Source organism: Rhodovastum atsumiense (genome assembly GCF_937425535.1).
GTDB classification, from domain to species: domain Bacteria; phylum Pseudomonadota; class Alphaproteobacteria; order Acetobacterales; family Acetobacteraceae; genus Rhodovastum; species Rhodovastum atsumiense.
The window spans coordinates 317,932-334,402 of the sequence record NZ_OW485601.1 but is presented as its reverse complement, the minus strand read 5'-3'; the positions used below and the strand labels follow the sequence as shown (position 1 = coordinate 334,402).

13 protein-coding genes are annotated in these 16,471 nt (G+C 63.2%); 6 read left to right on the top strand and 7 right to left on the bottom strand.

Features of this window, described 5'->3' with window-relative positions:
- Positions 1 to 17: 17 nt before the first annotated feature.
- Both vnfG and vnfD read right to left on the bottom strand, forming a co-directional pair.
- Positions 18 to 356 (bottom strand): V-containing nitrogenase subunit delta, encoded by a 339-nt coding sequence (gene vnfG, locus NBY65_RS01380; protein WP_150038946.1) that lies wholly within the window; start codon positions 354 to 356, stop codon positions 18 to 20.
- A complete protein-coding gene (vnfD, locus tag NBY65_RS01375; RefSeq protein ID WP_150038944.1) occupies positions 353 to 1,774 on the bottom strand; it encodes a nitrogenase vanadium-iron protein, alpha chain in 1,422 nt (473 codons plus the stop codon). Before vnfD ends, vnfG begins: the two co-directional genes overlap by 4 nt.
- Before the next feature lie 338 nt (positions 1,775 to 2,112).
- On the opposite strand from vnfD, the gene gloA reads away from it, so the two are divergent.
- The 3 genes from gloA (at position 2,113) to NBY65_RS01360 (ending at position 5,849) form a co-directional block, all read left to right on the top strand.
- Positions 2,113 to 2,964, top strand: a complete 852-nt coding sequence (gloA, locus tag NBY65_RS01370) for a lactoylglutathione lyase (RefSeq protein WP_150038943.1) — start codon at positions 2,113 to 2,115, stop codon at positions 2,962 to 2,964.
- Between the two features lie 200 nt (positions 2,965 to 3,164).
- Positions 3,165 to 4,055 carry a nitrogenase iron protein gene (nifH, locus tag NBY65_RS01365; RefSeq protein WP_150038942.1) on the top strand — a complete coding sequence of 297 codons (891 nt, stop codon included), beginning with the start codon at positions 3,165 to 3,167 and terminating at the stop codon, positions 4,053 to 4,055.
- A 465-nt stretch (positions 4,056 to 4,520) separates the two neighbouring features.
- Positions 4,521 to 5,849, top strand: coding sequence for an NAD(P)/FAD-dependent oxidoreductase (locus tag NBY65_RS01360; RefSeq protein ID WP_150038941.1), 1,329 nt, complete (start codon positions 4,521 to 4,523; stop codon positions 5,847 to 5,849).
- A gap of 42 nt (positions 5,850 to 5,891) precedes the next feature.
- On the opposite strand, the gene NBY65_RS01355 is transcribed toward NBY65_RS01360, so the two are convergent.
- On the bottom strand, positions 5,892 to 6,704 hold the full coding sequence (locus NBY65_RS01355) for a MetQ/NlpA family ABC transporter substrate-binding protein (protein ID WP_150038940.1): 813 nt from the start codon (positions 6,702 to 6,704) through the stop codon (positions 5,892 to 5,894).
- Between the two features lie 366 nt (positions 6,705 to 7,070).
- Between NBY65_RS01355 and NBY65_RS34255 the strand changes: the two genes are divergently transcribed.
- The 3 genes from NBY65_RS34255 to NBY65_RS01335 all read left to right on the top strand — a co-directional run bounded on the left by NBY65_RS34255 (position 7,071) and on the right by NBY65_RS01335 (position 10,718).
- Positions 7,071 to 8,855, top strand: coding sequence for an amino acid ABC transporter permease/ATP-binding protein (locus tag NBY65_RS34255; protein WP_150038939.1), 1,785 nt, complete (start codon positions 7,071 to 7,073; stop codon positions 8,853 to 8,855).
- Between the two features lie 54 nt (positions 8,856 to 8,909).
- Positions 8,910 to 9,830, top strand: coding sequence for an ABC transporter substrate-binding protein (locus NBY65_RS01340; RefSeq protein ID WP_150038938.1), 921 nt, complete (start codon positions 8,910 to 8,912; stop codon positions 9,828 to 9,830).
- Positions 9,831 to 10,118: 288 nt separating this feature from the next.
- Positions 10,119 to 10,718, top strand: a complete 600-nt coding sequence (locus NBY65_RS01335) for a nitroreductase family protein (RefSeq protein WP_150038937.1) — start codon at positions 10,119 to 10,121, stop codon at positions 10,716 to 10,718.
- A gap of 519 nt (positions 10,719 to 11,237) precedes the next feature.
- Here NBY65_RS01335 and NBY65_RS01330 read toward each other — a convergent pair.
- The 4 genes from NBY65_RS01330 to NBY65_RS01315 form a co-directional block, all read right to left on the bottom strand.
- The gene (locus NBY65_RS01330; protein ID WP_150038936.1) at positions 11,238 to 12,323 is read right to left on the bottom strand and encodes an acyltransferase family protein; all 1,086 of its coding nucleotides are present in this window, start codon (positions 12,321 to 12,323) and stop codon (positions 11,238 to 11,240) included.
- A gap of 495 nt (positions 12,324 to 12,818) precedes the next feature.
- Positions 12,819 to 14,006 carry a glycosyltransferase family 2 protein gene (locus NBY65_RS01325; RefSeq protein WP_150038935.1) on the bottom strand — a complete coding sequence of 396 codons (1,188 nt, stop codon included), beginning with the start codon at positions 14,004 to 14,006 and terminating at the stop codon, positions 12,819 to 12,821.
- Positions 14,003 to 15,208, bottom strand: coding sequence for a glycosyltransferase family 4 protein (locus NBY65_RS01320; RefSeq protein ID WP_150038933.1), 1,206 nt, complete (start codon positions 15,206 to 15,208; stop codon positions 14,003 to 14,005). Before NBY65_RS01320 ends, NBY65_RS01325 begins: the two co-directional genes overlap by 4 nt.
- 85 nt (positions 15,209 to 15,293) lie before the next feature.
- Entirely contained in the window at positions 15,294 to 16,256 is a 963-nt protein-coding gene (locus tag NBY65_RS01315) for a glycosyltransferase family 2 protein (RefSeq protein WP_162530374.1), read from the bottom strand.
- Between the last annotated feature and the right edge of the window lie 215 nt (positions 16,257 to 16,471).

Sequence of the window (16,471 nt, the reverse complement as noted above, 5' to 3'; positions counted from 1 at the left end):
TCAGCTATGGCGCCGGATCAGTAGAGGTTGTGGTTCAACTCGCGATTCTTCGAGCCGGTGATGGCGATTTCCTCAAGCTTTGCCTTGAGGCCGGCGATCAGCTCGCGGACTTCATCCGGCGGCGTCTCGTTGAACCACGGGAAGCGCGTGCGGAAATCGGCGACCATGATCTTGGCGTCGGCGTAGAACAACCGGTCCATCGGGGTTTCCAGCCGGGGCGGTTGACCGGCCAGCAGGTCGGTGGCAGTCGCCAGGATGCCATCGATATTCTCCTGCCGGTCCCAGGTGCGGGAGAAGAATTGCCAGAGGCAACGCTCCTGGACGTAGCCGAACAGTTCGTCGAGCTTGCTGCTCATTCCGCAGCCTCCTTCAGGGCAACACGACCGCCGCCGCGGATGTCTTCGGCGGCCAGCGACAGCAGAGGGTTGTGGACAGCGTTGTACATGTCGCGGGCGAGGTTTACGAAGCCCTCGAAGCCCATGTACGGACCGTTGTGGTAGGCGTGGCCGTTGACGTAGGGGATATGCAGCTTCTTCACCAGTTCGCCGACGCGCGGGCCGGTGAAGATGACGTCCGGCTTGATCAGGTCGATGATCTCGAAGAACTCGAGCTCGTTGCCGTCGTCGATGTAGTAGGTGCCATCCTGGCCGCGGGCGATCACCTTCTCGAAGTCCTCTTCGTGGCCAAACTTCGAGGACATCGCGACGACGCGCACGCCGAGGTCGTCCTCGACCGACTTGGTCCAGTGCCACAGCCGCGGGCCACCGGTCCAGATCGCCATCTTGGTGCCCTTCAGGCGCTCCTTGTACCAGTCAAGCTGCGGCTTCCACTTGGCGTATTCCTCGGCGATCAGCTCCTCGCCCTTTTCCTCGATGCCGAAGAAGGCGCATACCTTGCGGATGCCTTCGGCCATGTAGTTGAAGCCCCAGCTGTCGATGTCCAGCCGCGGGATGCCGTAGCGCTTCTTCAGCTCGTTGGCGATGTATCCGGCTGAGCGGGCGCAGTTCACGACGTTGAGCTGGGCGCGATGCATGCCGCGCAGGTCGTCGTAATTGGCGTTGCCGGTGAAGTGCGCGATCACCTGGATGCCAAGCCGGTCCCAGTACTGCTGCAGCAACTGGGTGTCGCCCTGGATATTGTAGTCGCCGATGAAGTTGATGGTGTAGGGGCTTTTGATCTCCGGCTCCACCGTGCCGACCTTGTGGTCGATCCAGCCGATGTTGAGCACGTGGTGGCCCTTCGACTGGCTGACCCCGGCGAAGCCCGGGCACTCGACGATGAAGATGTCAACGTCGGGGCGCTTGTCGGTGACACGCTTGACGGTGGCGGGGATGTCGTCACCGATCAGCGCGGTCGGGCAGGTGGTGTAGACGATCATGCGCTTGATGTGCGGCATCTCGTCGAAAGCCTCGTGCATGGCTTTTTCGAGGCGCTTCTCGCCGCCGAAGACGATGTGGCTTTCCTTCATATCGGTCGACCACACGTATTTCAGCTGGAAGTGCTTGCCGTCGTCGGATGGGTACCGCTTGGTGTGCCAGGTATCATAGGCGCAGCCGATCGGGCCGTGGATCATCTGGATGGTGTCCTTGAGGACACCGCCGATGACCAGCTTGGCGCCGCAGAAGGCGCAGCCGCGTTCGGACAGCGTGCCGGGGATGGTCGCCGCGTTGGCAAGTGGCAGGAACTCGCGGGTGCTCTCGCCGGGCGCCTTGAGATAGATGTGCTTCTCGCGCTCGGGGATGTCCTGGTCGCACTTGAGCAGTACCATAGGCATGAGGTGGTCTCCTTGCTCAGGTCGGGTTGCTGGCGTCGCCACGCCGGCCTGAAAGGCGGCGCGATCGCATCCACGAGGGCAACAGCAGGAAGCGTGCCAGAGCCGCGGAGAGGGCGGAGAAACGGAAAACCAGCGCTTCGGACCGAAGAGATGTACCTTCCGGTGCAAAGTACACGTCATATGTTCCTGGAGGGCCCGAAGGCGCCGCCCCGGCGAGTGTTCGCCCTTGAACAGCGTACGCAGCGAAAGTTCGGAAAAGTGCGGTTGCAGGGGGAAGGGGGGGAATGGCATGAGCGTTGCGTCGTCGCGCTCATCTGTATCGAGAAAGAGAGTTCCAGATGACCGTCAGTGACACCGTTCCCGATCATCCCGTTATCGTGGATGCGCCGCGGCCGGGAAGCGTGCGCGTCGCCGTCGCCACCAAGGATGGCATCTCCGTCAATCTGCATTTTGGCCATGTCCGTGCATTCGAGGTCTACGAGGTGGACGCCGACGGCGTGCGGCACCTTGGCCAGCGCAGCATCGAGCCGTACTGCAAGGAGGATGACGACCGTGCCACCCGCATGAAGGGGGTGTTGCAGGTCATCGGCGACTGCCAGGGCGTGCTGGTGGCCCGGATCGGCCCAGTACCGAAGGAGATGCTGGCAGCGGCCGGCCTGGATGCACCGGACGACTATGCCTTCCAGGCCGTGGAGGAAGCGGTCACGGCCTTCGCCGCACAGTGGCGCAGCCGCGGCAGCGCTCCGGCCGTGGCGGCGGAGAGCGATGGCCCCGGCTCGCCCTTACGCCTGCTGCACGCGATGCTGCGCGTCAGCGACCTGGAGCGCTCGCTCGATTTCTATACGCGCCTGCTCGGCATGCAGGTGATCGAGCAGCGGGACCATAAGCGCAATCAGTTCACCCAGGTCTATCTCGGCTATGGTCCGGGCGAGGCCGATATCGGTCTGGAACTGGTGTTCAACTGGACCCGGGAAGAGCCCTACCAGCAGGGTGATGCCTTCGGCCATCTTGCCATCGCGGTTTCCGGCATCACCGCGCTGTGTGACCGCCTGGCTGCCGAAGGGGTCCAGATGCCCAGGCCGCCGCGGCGCCAGCGCCATGGCGAGCGCATCGTCGCCTTCATCGTGGATCCAGATGGGTACCAGATCGAACTCGTGCAGCAGGCGGTGCCGATGACTGAATCGCCATAGACGTACATTGTCGGGAGCATTTGTTCATGGTCGTGCATTTCGGCGGGCAGGGGGGAACCAAAATCGTACGGCGCCCGAATACCTGCAGGCCGGCCGCGAGTGGCACGGGCTTTGCTGACACTGCCCCAGGCGAGTGGACCTCCGGTTAGACGCGCCCACTGTCGAACAATCCCCTCAGGAAAGAAGCAGGAGATCAGAGCATGCCACGTCAGATTGCTTTCTACGGCAAGGGCGGCATCGGAAAGTCGACCACGTCCCAGAACACGCTTGCTGCCCTTGTGGAGCTCGACCAGAAGATCCTCATCGTCGGCTGCGACCCGAAGGCGGACAGCACGCGCCTCATCCTGAACACCAAGATGCAGGACACCGTGCTGAGCCTGGCCGCCGAGGCGGGGTCGGTCGAGGACCTCGAACTCGAGGACGTGCTGAAGATCGGTTATAAGGGCATCAAGTGCGCCGAATCCGGCGGTCCCGAGCCGGGCGTCGGCTGCGCCGGCCGCGGCGTCATCACCGCCATCAACTTCCTCGAGGAAAACGGCGCCTACGACGACGTTGACTACGTTTCCTATGACGTGCTCGGCGACGTGGTCTGCGGCGGCTTCGCCATGCCGATCCGCGAGAATAAGGCGCAGGAAATCTACATCGTCATGTCCGGCGAGATGATGGCGCTGTTCGCCGCCAACAACATCGCCAAGGGCATCCTGAAATACGCGCATTCCGGTGGCGTGCGCCTCGGCGGCCTGATCTGCAACGAGCGCAAGACCGACCGCGAATACGACCTGGCCGACGCGCTGGCGAAGAAGATCAACACCAAGCTGATCCACTTCGTGCCGCGCTCCAACACGGTGCAGCACGCCGAGCTGCGCAAGCAGACCGTGATCCAGTACTCGCCGGATTCGGCCCAGGCGCAGGAATATCGCGCGCTTGCCCGCAAGATCCATGAGAACTCCGGGAAGGGTACCGTCCCGACCCCGATCACCATGGAAGAGCTCGAGGACATGCTGCTCGAGTTCGGCATCATGAAGACCGAGGAGCAGGAACTCGCTGAACTGCAGGCGAAGGAAGCGGCAGCGGCCCTGGCGACTGCGTGAGTAGGGCAACCCGGTGACGTCCTGGCACCGGGCCAATCCGTGATGACGGAATGACGGCATGGGTTGCCGACGGATGTGAGCCGCGGCAACCCATGAACAAGGCGCGGTGAAGGCCGGTACTGCTCCCTTCGAGAAGGGAGCAGTACCGGCCTTCGCTTGTCTGGGATGACGCGACGCGGCTCCGCTCGGTCAATAATGACGATTTGCCATGGTGGAATTCCTCTGTCGGTTTCCTGGCGGGCTGCATCGCAAAATGCAACCAGGAGCCACAATCATGGATTGAAGTTTCTGTTTTATCACTGCCGGGGGTGGCGCTTGGCCGCCAGGGTGAGTACGGGTCTGCCCATGCCAGGGATGTGTTTGCCGGCTTCATTCCGACACCGCCGATGACTAGGCTGTCATCGGCGATGGCCGGCGTGGCGCCATTGTCATGGCATGTGCCGATACTCGATGGAGCTTACTCCCATGGGACCAGCAACCGATCCGGTCATTTCCGATTCCGCCTTACCGTCCAGTGCGGACGTCGTGGTGATCGGCGGCGGGATTATCGGCACCTCGGCTGCCTTCGATCTGGCCCGGCGCGGCGTGCGCGTCGTGCTTTGCGAAAAGGGGCAGATCGCCGGCGAGCAGTCGAGCCGTAACTGGGGGTGGGTCCGCAAGCAGGGCCGCGATTCACGCGAACTGCCGTTGATCGTGGAGAGCCTGCGGCTGTGGCAAGGCATGAACGAAGCGGTAGGCGCCGATACCGGGTTTCGTACGACCGGCATCCTCTATGCCTTGTCGAGTGATGCCGACATCGCGCGATGGGAAGCCTGGCTCGAACGCGTGCGGCCTTATCAGCTCGATTCCCGGCTGGTCAGCGGCGACGAACTGACCCGGTTGATGCCGGGCGCGACGCGGGGGTTCAAGGCAGGGCTGTTCACGGCCAGTGACGGCCGCGCCGAGCCGCAGCAGGCGGCGCCGGCCATCGCACGAGCGGCGCAACGCGCCGGTGCCACTGTCCTGACCGGCTGCGCCGTGCGTGGACTGGAGACCACCGGCGGGCGGGTCAGCGGCGTGGTCACGGAACGAGGCCATATCGCCTGCAACGGCGTGGTGCTGGCGACCGGCGCATGGTCGCGGTTGTTCTGCAAGGATCACGACATTCGCCTGCCGCAACTGCGCGTGCGGTCATCGGTGTTGCGTACCGGACCGGTGGAGGGCGGGCCGGAGGCCGCCGCCTGGTTGCCGGACGTGGCATACCGCAAGCGGCTCGATGGTGGCTACACGGTGGCGGGCGCAGTCGCCAGCGTGGCCGACATCCTGCCCGACAGCTTCGTCTTCTTCCGCGAGTTCCTGCCGGCGTTGCGCCAGAACTGGCGGAAGATGCCGTTGCGGTTCGGGCGACGCTTCTTCGAGGAACTGTCATGGGCCGGGCCCACCCCGCTTGACCAGGCCTCGCGCTACGAGCGGGTCCGTGTGCTCGATCCCGCGCCGCAGCAGCAGGTCAATGCCGGCGCGCTGGCGGCGCTGGCGACGGTGTATCCGGTCTTCGCCAAGGCGAAGGTGGCGCAGCAATGGGCCGGGCTGATCGACGTGACGCCGGATGTGGTGCCCGTCATTTCGCCGGTCGAGCGTCTGCCCGGTCTCGTGGTGGCGACCGGATTCTCCGGGCATGGCTTCGGCATTGGACCGGGGGCGGGCAGGCTCGCGGCTGACCTCGTCACCGGGGCGCCCCCGGTGGTGGATCCGCATCCGTTCCGCCTGACGCGGTTCAGCGATGGATCGGAGATTCGGATCGAGGCTGGTATCTGACATGGTCTGGCTGCGACGGGATGTCCCGTCGCAGCCACTGCATCACCATGCCGGCAAGGTTGCCCCCTTCCAGGTTTCCAGGATGGTGCGGCGAACCGACTCGGTCTGGTAGGCGACGACCAGCGTGCGCACGCGGGGATCGTTCTCACGGCCCTGGCGAACGGCGATTACGTTCCGATAGGGATTGCCCTCCACCGCCTCCGAGGCGATGCGGTCACGTGCCAGGTCGAGGCCGGACTTGATCGCCCAGTCGGTGTTGACCACCCCGGCGTCGAGATCGTCGATGGAACGGCCGATGATGCCGGCGTCCAGTTCAATGATCTTCAGCTTCTTCGGATTTTCGACGATGTCGGTGACCTTGGGCAGGATGCCGACGCCATCGCGCAACCGGATGACTCCCTGGGCCTGCAGCAGCAGCAGGGCGCGCCCCCCGTTGCTGGGGTCGTTCGGCACGCCGATGCGCCCGCCAGCCGGCAGATCGGCGGCGGCGCGCACCTTGTGCGAATAGAGGCCGATCGGGGCCACCACGGTGTATCCAACCGGCACCAGATGATAGCCGCGGGTGCGGCTCTGGTTCTCCAGATACGGCACATGCTGGAAGGCGTTGGCATCGAGGTCGCCGCGCTCCAGGGCTTCGTTCGGCAGAGTGTAATCCGAGAACGGCACGACCTTGATGTCGAGGCCGCGCTTCTTCGCTTCGGCGGCGACGGCGGCGAAGATGACTTCGCCGTCACCTGCCATGACGCCGACGCGAAGCGGGTCGGCGGCGATGGCGGGGCGATTGGCCAGCGCCAACGCGGCGATGGACAGGGCCAGCAGCGTGCGGCGGGAGGTGCGCGGGAAGGAGGAGTTCATGGAGCCAGCAATCTCGTATGTGTGGTGCATTGCCGGAACAAGGCAGGCGGGAAGGCCGGAAGCCGTCCCGTCCACTTCGTGCCGATCAACGAAAAAGCGATCATCATTCGTATAAATATGCTATCCACGATACGCGGCGCGTGTCAATGCGCCGGGCAGGTCCGCCGCTCCTCCCTGGCTGGTCGGCGGGGCAGTCTATATAACACCATAAAATAGTAAATTTCGATAATCACAGTTGACTGATGGCAAAACTGGTCCGTAACGTCGGCGGCGCAGGCACCGGCGATGGCCGCCGTCGCCGGCTGCGTCCGGCCGCTCCTTGCCCGGCTCTCTTGCCTTGCCCCACGTCTTTTGGATTGCCGCGTCATGAGCTCCACGGCCAGCGTTTCCGATACCTTGACCCCTTTGCCGCCTGCCGGCACCGCACCGACCCGCTATCGTGTCGTGCGCAAGCGCCATCCCTGGCGCGTGGTCGGTACCATCCTGGCCGGCCTGCTGATTGCCATCATGGCGGAGTCGGTGCTGACCAATCCCCGCTGGGGATGGGACACCTTCGCGCATTGGTTCCTTTCGCCTCCGGTGCTGGCCGGGCTTGGTCGCACCCTGGCGCTGACCGTGGTGGCCTCGGCGCTCGGCTTCGTGCTTGGCACCGCGCTGGCGCTCGCGCGCGTGTCGGGATCCCCGCTGCTGGCCGGACTTGCCTGGTTCTACACGTGGCTGCTGCGCTCGATACCCCTGATCGTGCTGCTGCTGGTGCTGTACAACTTCGCGTACCTCTATCAGTCGATCCGCATCGGCGTCCCCTTCACCGACGTCGTGTTCTTCGAATATCCGACCATGCAACTGCTCAACCAGACGGCGGTGGCGGTGCTTGGCCTGAGCCTCAACCAGGCGGCGTTCTCATCAGAGATCATCCGGGGGGGCATTCTCGCCGTCGACCAGGGGCAACTGGAAGCGGCCGCGGCCCTGGGCATGCCGCGCCGGCGGCAGGTCTGGCGCATCGTGCTGCCGCAGGCGATGCGCGCCATCCTGCCCGCAGGCTTCAACGAGATCATCGGCCTCGCCAAAGGCACATCCATGGTCTACGTGCTGGCCTTGCCGGAACTTTTTTACACCGTGCAGGTGGTCTACCAGCGGAACATGGAGGTGATCCCGCTGCTGATGGTCGCCACCGTCTGGTACATCATCATCCTGACCGTCCTGTCGGTCCTGCAGTTCCATATCGAACGGCACTTTGCCCGCGGCGCCGTGCGGACGTTGTCGCCGACCTGGTACCAGCGCCTCTACCGGCGCGTGCGGCCGCCCTCTGTGGCCGTTCCGCCCGTCCCGGCCCCCGTTCCGCCGGCCGCTGCGGTCCCTTTCCCTGCCAGGGGCTCGTGGCAGCGTGGGCCCGGCGCCGAAGTGCGCATCGAGGGGGTCTGCAAGCAGTACTCTGGTCATCCCGTACTGCAGGACATCGACCTGCATGTGCGTCCAGGGGAGGTGCTGGCGATCCTGGGGCCTTCCGGGTCGGGGAAGTCGACCCTGCTGCGCACGATCAATGCCCTGGAGAAAGTGGACCGTGGCCTGGTGTCGGTGGACGGGGAGTTCATCGGCTATCGGCGGTGTGGCGATACACTCTATGAACTGAAGGAGAAGGACATCCTCCGCCGCCGCATCGAAGTCGGCATGGTGTTCCAGAACTTCAACCTCTTCCCCCACCTGACCGCACTCGACAACGTTGCCGAGGCACCGGTGGCGGTGCGTGGCCTGACGCGCGCGCAGGCGCGGGCACAGGCGCGCGAATTGCTGGCCCGGGTCGGCCTGGGCGATCGCGAAGCGGCCTATCCGCGCCAGCTTTCAGGCGGCCAGCAGCAACGCGTCGCCATCGCGCGGGCGCTCGCGCTCAATCCGAAAGTGCTGCTGTTCGACGAGCCGACCTCCGCGCTCGATCCCGAACTGGTGGGCGAAGTGCTCGACGTCATCAAGGAACTCGCACGGTCGGGCAGCACGCTGGTGATCGTCACGCATGAGATCGGCTTCGCGCGCGAGGTCGCCGACCGGGTCGTGTTCATGGATGCGGGGCGGATCGTCGAATCCGGCCCGCCCGCGCAGGTGCTCAACGCACCGACACAGGCACGCACGCGCGAATTTCTGGCAAAGGTCCTGTGAAGCAAGGGATTCTTGCCGCTTTTCTCCTCACCACACTCATCAGGATAGCTCAGCATGAGATTTCTGCGTCTTGCCGCAGTGGCGGCGCTTGCCATCGGCATCGGTGCCGCCGCGCAGGCCGCGCCGGTCGACCTCAGCCCCGAGCAACCCGGCCGTCCACATACCGGTCCCAACCGGCAGGCGATCGCCCTGCTGCCGAAGAATTTTTCCTTCGCGACCCCCGGTGCCCTCACCATCGCCACGGCCCCGAGCAGCCCGCCCTTGTCCACCTATTCGACCGATACCCGCACGGTGGTTGGCTCCGAGCCGGATTTCGCCTCGCTGCTGGCCGAGGCGCTCGGACTCAAACTGGTGCTGCTGCCGGTGTCCTGGGCCGAATGGCCTCTCGGGTTGCAGTCCGGAAAGTTCGATGCGGTGATCTCCAACATCACCGTCACCGAGGAACGCAAGCTGAAGTTCGACTTCTCCACCTACCGCAAGGATGATCTCGGCTTTCACGTCGCCACGTCGAGCAAGATCACCTCGATCCGTGAGCCAAAGGATGTGGCCGGGCTGCGCATCATCGTCAGCTCGGGCACCAACCAGGAAAAGATCCTGCTGGAATGGGACCGGCAGAATGTCGCGAAGGGACTGAAGCCGGTCGAGATCCAGTACTACAACGATCAGGCGCTGCGTGACCTGGCGCTGCAGTCGGGACGTGCCGACGCCCTGCTTGGACCCAATGCCCATGGCGCCTATCGGGCTGCGCTCGACGGCCGCATCCGCCCGGTCGGGATCGTCAATGGCGGATGGCCGTTGACGGCGGAGATCGCGGTGGCCACACGCAAGGACAGCGGACTGGCTGATGCCTTCACCGCAGCCATCAACGGCCTGATCGCCGATGGAAGCTACGCCAAGGTGCTGCAGCGCTGGAACCTCGAAGCCGAAGGAGTCGAGCGCTCCCGCACCAATCCTCCCGGCTTGCCGCGCAGTTGAGGCAGTTGAGAATGCGCCGACGGAGGGCTGCCCGGCTCTCTGTCCGGCCTGACAGGCAGCCACGCCCGGCTCACCGGCGCAGTGATGCAGTTTCCCGGTGTGATGACGAAGTCTGTGGTGATTGTCGATCGGTGCTTTGCAGTGGCTGCGTGAATATCGTAATGTAACAATGTAGTCTCGTTGTTTTGGTTTCCGTCACATCAGGAGCGCAGGCAGTCCTGCCGTCGCGGCAGTGAGGCAGGTGATGTGACTGCGGCTCCGTATCTGCGATCCCTGAAAGGCTTCCCCATGACAGCATCGGCATCACGCCACGCGGACCATCCCATCGATCCCCTGTTTCTCGAGCGTTGGTCAACGCGCGCCTTCACCGGTGAGGAAATCTCCGAAACGGAGCTGCTGACATTGTTCGAAGCGGCACGCTGGGCGCCGTCGGCCTACAACGCACAACCCTGGCGCTTTCTCTATGCGCGCCGGAATACCCAGGCCTGGGACCGTTTCTTCGGCCTGCTGAACCCGTTCAACCAGAGCTGGGCGGACCGTGCCGCGGCACTGGTGGTGCTGGTCTCCGATCCGCAGTTCCAGCCGCCGGGTGCGGATCAGCCGGTGCTGCTGCGCAGCCATTCGCTTGATGCCGGCGCGGCCTGGGGAAATCTCGCCTTGCAGGCCGCACGCGGCGGTTGGCAGGCCCACGGGCTGGGGGGGTTCGATATCGAACGGGCCATCACCGAGCTGAACGTGCCCACGGGCTACCACGTCGAGCTTGCCATCGCCATCGGGCGGCCTGGCCCCCGGCCGGATCTGCCCGAGGCGTTGTTGGCGCGCGAGCTGCCGAGCGGTCGGCGCCCGATCGAGACTTTTGCCTTCGAAGGTGGTTTCGTGTCGGCCTGATTGGTGTTGCCCCGGCGCCGCGAGGAATGCAGCGGCGCCGGGGCCGATATCAGCGGCGAGTGTGGCCGTCGTCTCTGCGCGGTTGGAAATCCGCGATGATCTGGTGCGTCGGGATCAGTCCAGGCTACCGGACCAGGAAAGTCGGCAGTGACGGCATCGCGGGAGGGAATCATCGACCGCCACGAAGGTCCCGCTGCTGTCTGTGGTTCGACGTGGAAAGAAGGCTCTCTCGCGCTTTCGGTGCAACCTGGGGAGATGTGTCTGGGTAGATTCCATATTTGGGAAGCATCTTTGGCGTTCTAGCTTCACACGTTGCCCTTTTCCCTCTCGTTGAACCCGCCGGACTTTCGATCCGCTTGGTGCTGCTCACCTGTGCCGAGCAGCACCAGTACGAGGGATTTCTATGTCGCGTCGTCACTGATCGGGCCATTCGTGGCCTCGCCGAAAGCGACGTGTCGATCGGGGAAAGGCTCATCCGCGAAGATCACCCGCAAAATTTGCAACAGATCCAACGGACAGTCAGTCCGCCGCAGCCGGTACAGACGTTGCCTGGTACACGCGGCCGCGGCCCTTCAGGCGCAGGAAGGGATTTTCGACCAGCACCCAGCTTGCTGTCCCCAGCAGCGCCGCGAGTGCACTGGAAATGGCGAACAATACCCAGGGCGAGATGTCGTGCGTTTGCGCGATGAGCAAGTTCTGCACAGGCCAAGCATAAAGATAGAGCCCATAAGACAGGTCGATCCGGTTGTCGATGCCGCTCAGCAGATTGGGGCGGGCATGAAAGCTAACCCAGAACAATACATAGCCGCCGAACACGGCGAGCCCCGGCTCAGCGAGGCGAGAGCTGAACAGCAGGCAGCACGTCGTGACCGCGGCAAGCCCCGCCAAACGTCCATCATACAAGATCTTATCACGGAACAGATAGAACAGGCCGCCGCAGCAAAATAACGCAAAAAGGCGGATCGAGTGATGAACCTCTCCTGCTACCATCTCAACCGCGCCCGGCAAGCCGATGCGCAGGTGCGGTACCGCCACCCAAATCACCATTAGCAGCAGCGTCATACCGAGATAGACGTGGCGATGGCGAATGATACCCAGAATGCCGAGTGCCATGGTGGCGAGATAAAAACGGAATTCGTAGATGACCGTCCACATCGAGCCGTTCAGCGCCGGATAGGGCAGGTCGACAAATGCACCCTGCAACTGCGGCTCCCCCAGCAGTAACATGCGGGCGAACTGCCTGAGACCAGGCCGACCAAGCAGCGAGGCGAGATCGCCACCGGCGAGCGGTCCGACTACAAGCAGCGAGATCAGGAATGCCACGATAAAGCCTGGATAGATCCGCAGCACGCGCTTGAGAAGATACTGCCCGGTGGTGCGTGACGTCTCCCAACTGGCTGTGATCAGATAGCCGCTGATGAGAAAGAACCCGTCAACGGCGAGCTCACCGATCGAGATTGTCCCGAAGAGGCGTGTCAGGATCTCCCTTGAGCGATTACCGTCGAGAAGTTCGGGAGAGTGCGAGAGGATCACGAGGATCGCGAACAGAACCCGAAGAAATCCAAATTTGTTCTGAGATCGGCCGGAGACCGCGGACCTGTTCATCGGATGCCTCATCCATGATTAAAGAGGTGGCCGGCTTTGTCGAGACACCGTTCGGACAAGTGACGTCGCGAATGTGGTGGCAGTTTGCGAGAGAGCCATGTGGAAATCCGAGTGGCGACGGTCTGGATCAAGTGGCGTATCGAATTTGATGACGAGCCAGGCGGAACCTCCCGAAAAGCCGATACGTCAGGACAAGCAATACCAGGGGGGCTCCAATCAGCCCGAGTGGCCTACGGTCGCCAGACGGACGTGAGCGGCTGAAGCATGACGGGGATGGTCGAAACGCCCGATACGGACAGCCTTGGGTTGGTCCCGGTGCGGCAGGTGAAGCCGCGCGAGCGCGGCGTCCCATCGGAAGCGAAGCGGATCAGTCTCATCTCGGCGTGTCTGGCGCGCGGGGTGCGGCAGACACGCAGCCTGCACGCATTGCCGGAGATCCTTTGCCTGCAAAGGATCTCGACAGGCAATTTCCAGGCGGTCACGACGGCACTGCGTTTACGACCGGTCTGTGCGGACCCAGGTCTGAATGGAACCAAAACCCGTGCGGTAGATTGCCACCTTGTCGAGCGCAAAAGAAAGCAGTCCTCCCAGGTCTCTCAGACGCAGCGTGCCACGGCCAAAGCGAAAGTAGGCCAGGACGAGTATGGCCGCGAGCAGGGCCATTCCAGCGGCCGGCACAATGGCGGACCACCACCTGGCCCAGAACAAGCCAAGGACCAGCCCCGCGCAGGCCAGCGCAGCAGTGGCGGAGACCAGGAGAACGAGTGGCGGGATCATAAGGTCAAGCGATAGCACGAAGAGACCCAGATCACGCCGACGCGCCGCCCGCCACAGACGGATCGGTCCTTCCTGCATCGCTGTGCGCAGTGCTCCCAGCTCCCAGCGCTGCCGCTGGGTGCGCATGCCCTGCACCGAACTCGGAAACGCGCTCTCGACCACCGCCGAGCGACAGAACAGCGGCGGATAGCCAAGCTCGGTCAGGTCCAGGCTGAGGGACAGATCCTCGACCACGTTCCCGGTCGCGAGATCAATCTCTTTCAGCGCTGTCCAGGGGATGGCCATGCCGGTTCCCATGAGGCGCACAGGCCAGCCACAGCGCGCAAGACCGAGCGACCTCACGTAGGTATTCAGGTGCCAGGCAAACTCTGCCACCCGCTGTGATGCCGAAGTCGGATCCTCTCCGATCATACTGTCGACTGACTGGACAGGGCGGTTGGTTCCCGCGCAGATCGTTGCAAGCATCGCTACCGTTCCCGGCCTGACGCGGCAATCTGCGTCGATGATCACGACGATGTCGGGCGGGGTGAGCGCGAGATGGGCAACGCCAAAAGCCAGCGCAAATCCCTTACCCCGTTGTCCGGGGTCGTGGCGTTCGATGACCTCTGCCCCCTCGGCGCGCGCGATCGCGGCGGTATCGTCCGTGCAGTTGTCGGCGACCACGAGCACCCGGGCGGAGGCCGGGCAACTGACCCGCAGGTCCGACAAAAGCGGGACGATCCTCCGTCCCTCGTCATGCGCTGGGACAAGGACAGCAATCCGAGGAGCGTGAGGGGAAATCTCGGCTGGCGCCAGTGGCTCTTCTCCCGCCATAGAGGCGGCAATAACCTCAAGCGCAAGCAATAGAATCATTGTAAGAAGCAAAAAACCGGCGACCAGCAAGACTGTTGAAAGCGCTGTCGTCATGCATGCCTCTCCAGCAAAAGAGCCTCGAGCTTCGCTGCCTCGCGCTCCATGGTGTGACGCTCGAACACCCGGCGGTGTGCGGCTTCGCCCATCTCGGCGAGGCGAGCCGGATCGGAGTTCAGAAGCTCCCGCATGGCGTCGACCAGCGCGTCCACGTCGCCCGCGGGAACAAGCCAACCGGTCACCCCCGGGATAACGAGCTCTGGGATTCCGGCGATAAAGGTAGAGATGACCGGACGGCGTAGCGCCATGGCCTCCATGATGGCGACCGGAAGCCCCTCCGCCACACTCGGGAGCACCATGGCGCAGGCACGCGCGAGCTCGGCGATTACCTGCTTGCCTGAGATCCAGCCGGTGATGGTCAGATGCGGCATAAGGCCCAGCTCGGCTGCATGGCGTTCGATATGCGGCCTGAGCGGCCCGTCCCCGGCCAGAATGAGACGAAATCGGAACCCTTCCTCCAGGAGCTTGTGTGCTGCAGCAAGGAGAATGAGATGCCCCTTCTGTGGAGCGAGGCGCCCGATACAGACGATACTCGGCACATCGGTTTCACGCCGCACTGGTGGGGCACGGAACTCCGCGGTGAGTCCGCAGTGGACCAATTTCAGCTTTGGCCAATCAGAAATCTCTGCCCAGCGCATGAGCTGGCTGCGGCCAAAGCTGCTGACCGCGACCACGAAGGCAGCATGGCGGATCTTCACCCCCAGCGCTATTGCTTCCGGTTTGTCGAACTCGTCGGGTCCGTGCACAGTGAAGCTGTAGCTCAGACCAGCGATCGTGTGCGCGAGCAAGGCCACGGCTGCCGGATTGGTACCGAAATGAGAGTGAAGATGCTCAATCCGCTCGCGCCGGCACCAGTGCACAACGATGGCGGCCTCTGCCAGGTAGGCAAAGTGACGCAGTAGACCTCGGTCCGAGCCAGGGCCGATCCGTAGAACCAGCCGGAGCGCACGGCAAAGCCCGAACGGGTAGCTGATTACGGTATTGAGAAGGCCCGCAAGCAGCCGCCCCAGAGGCTCACTGAGCATTTGGCGGGTCTTCTGTGCTTCCGTGCGGTCTTCGGGATCGACCACTGCTTCAGTGGGCGAGGTGAGAGCGTAGCGGGAAAGGTGATGCCCCCGCGCTTCCAGTGCCATTATCTCACGGCGGATGAAGCTGTGGCTGGCGGCAGGGTACTGGCTGACGAAATAAGCGATTCTCATAAGCGCGATATTCCGGCTTCGGTCGGAACACGCGCCGACCGGATGGGGGCTTTGGCAAACCACCAGGTTCCCGCGTCAGGAACACTTACCGCGTTGGCCTGAGGCCGCATCGCGTTTGCAGGAGAGTTATGATCAGCGCAAAGCTGGACGGCAGTCCGGTGTATTCCGGCCTTGGCTGTTTCTGCCTCACGGCTGCCTTGAAGCGGACGATGGCATTGGCCGCCAGTGTCAGCATGAATATGGTAAGTAACCCAGGTAAGCCAAGGTGCTTGCGGAAGTAGAGGATTTCGCTCTCAAGCTGAAGCGCGGGGACTTGGCGTATCGTGGCCGCAAGCGGTCCGAGTCTCTCGGCGCTTACGCCACCCAGGTGAATGACGCGCGTGCCGGGAAAATAGACCACCTTCCACCCGGCCGCCTTCGCTCGCCGACAATAGTCAACTTCTTCGTAGTACATAAAGAATCTGGAATCGAGGACACCTATCTGTTCCACCACGCTCCGGCGAATGAGGAAGTAGCAACCGGGAACCCAATCGCATTCCTGTGTGACGTCACGTTTGCACAAGGGATCGTCGACCGGCTTCACCCAGGGCATGACGCGGCCAAGGCCGGTAGCGTTCAGAAAAATGTTTGCTGGTGTGGGGAAGTGGCGGCATGAAGGTTGGTCGGATCCGTCAGGCCCCACCAGGCGAACGCCGAGGATGCCCCAATCCGGATGTTCCTCCATCGCGCGCACGGTGGCGAGAAGTGTCTCGGGCGCGACGAAAGCATCGGTGTTCAGGAGCAGGAGAAAACGCCCGTGCGCGACCGCAAGTGCCTGGTTGTTGGCTCGCCCAAAGCCGACATTTCTTTCATTCTCAATAATTCGGGCAGACGGGACCCGCTCCCGCAGCCTCGCCACGGAACCATCGCAGGACGCATTGTCAACAATGATCGTTTCTACAGAAAGATGGCTTGTGCTTGCATCAAGCGCGGCCATCAATGGTTCGATGAGATGAGAAGTCTTATAAAATACGATGATGATACTGAGGTCTGGTTCAGAGCTTTGCATGGGTAGATCATTGGTATTATAAAATAACATGATACCGGCCATATCGCCCTGTGTTGCGTTTGGCCGCATCCGGGGCGGGCGAGGATGCTTCTCCTTGAAAGGCACTGGAAACGACGCAGCGCATCAAGCTGCTATACCGCCTTGCGGTCCAACACAACTGAGGTGAAGGCACAATCTGTATTGTCGCTGATGCACTCGGCGATAGCTGCAACTCC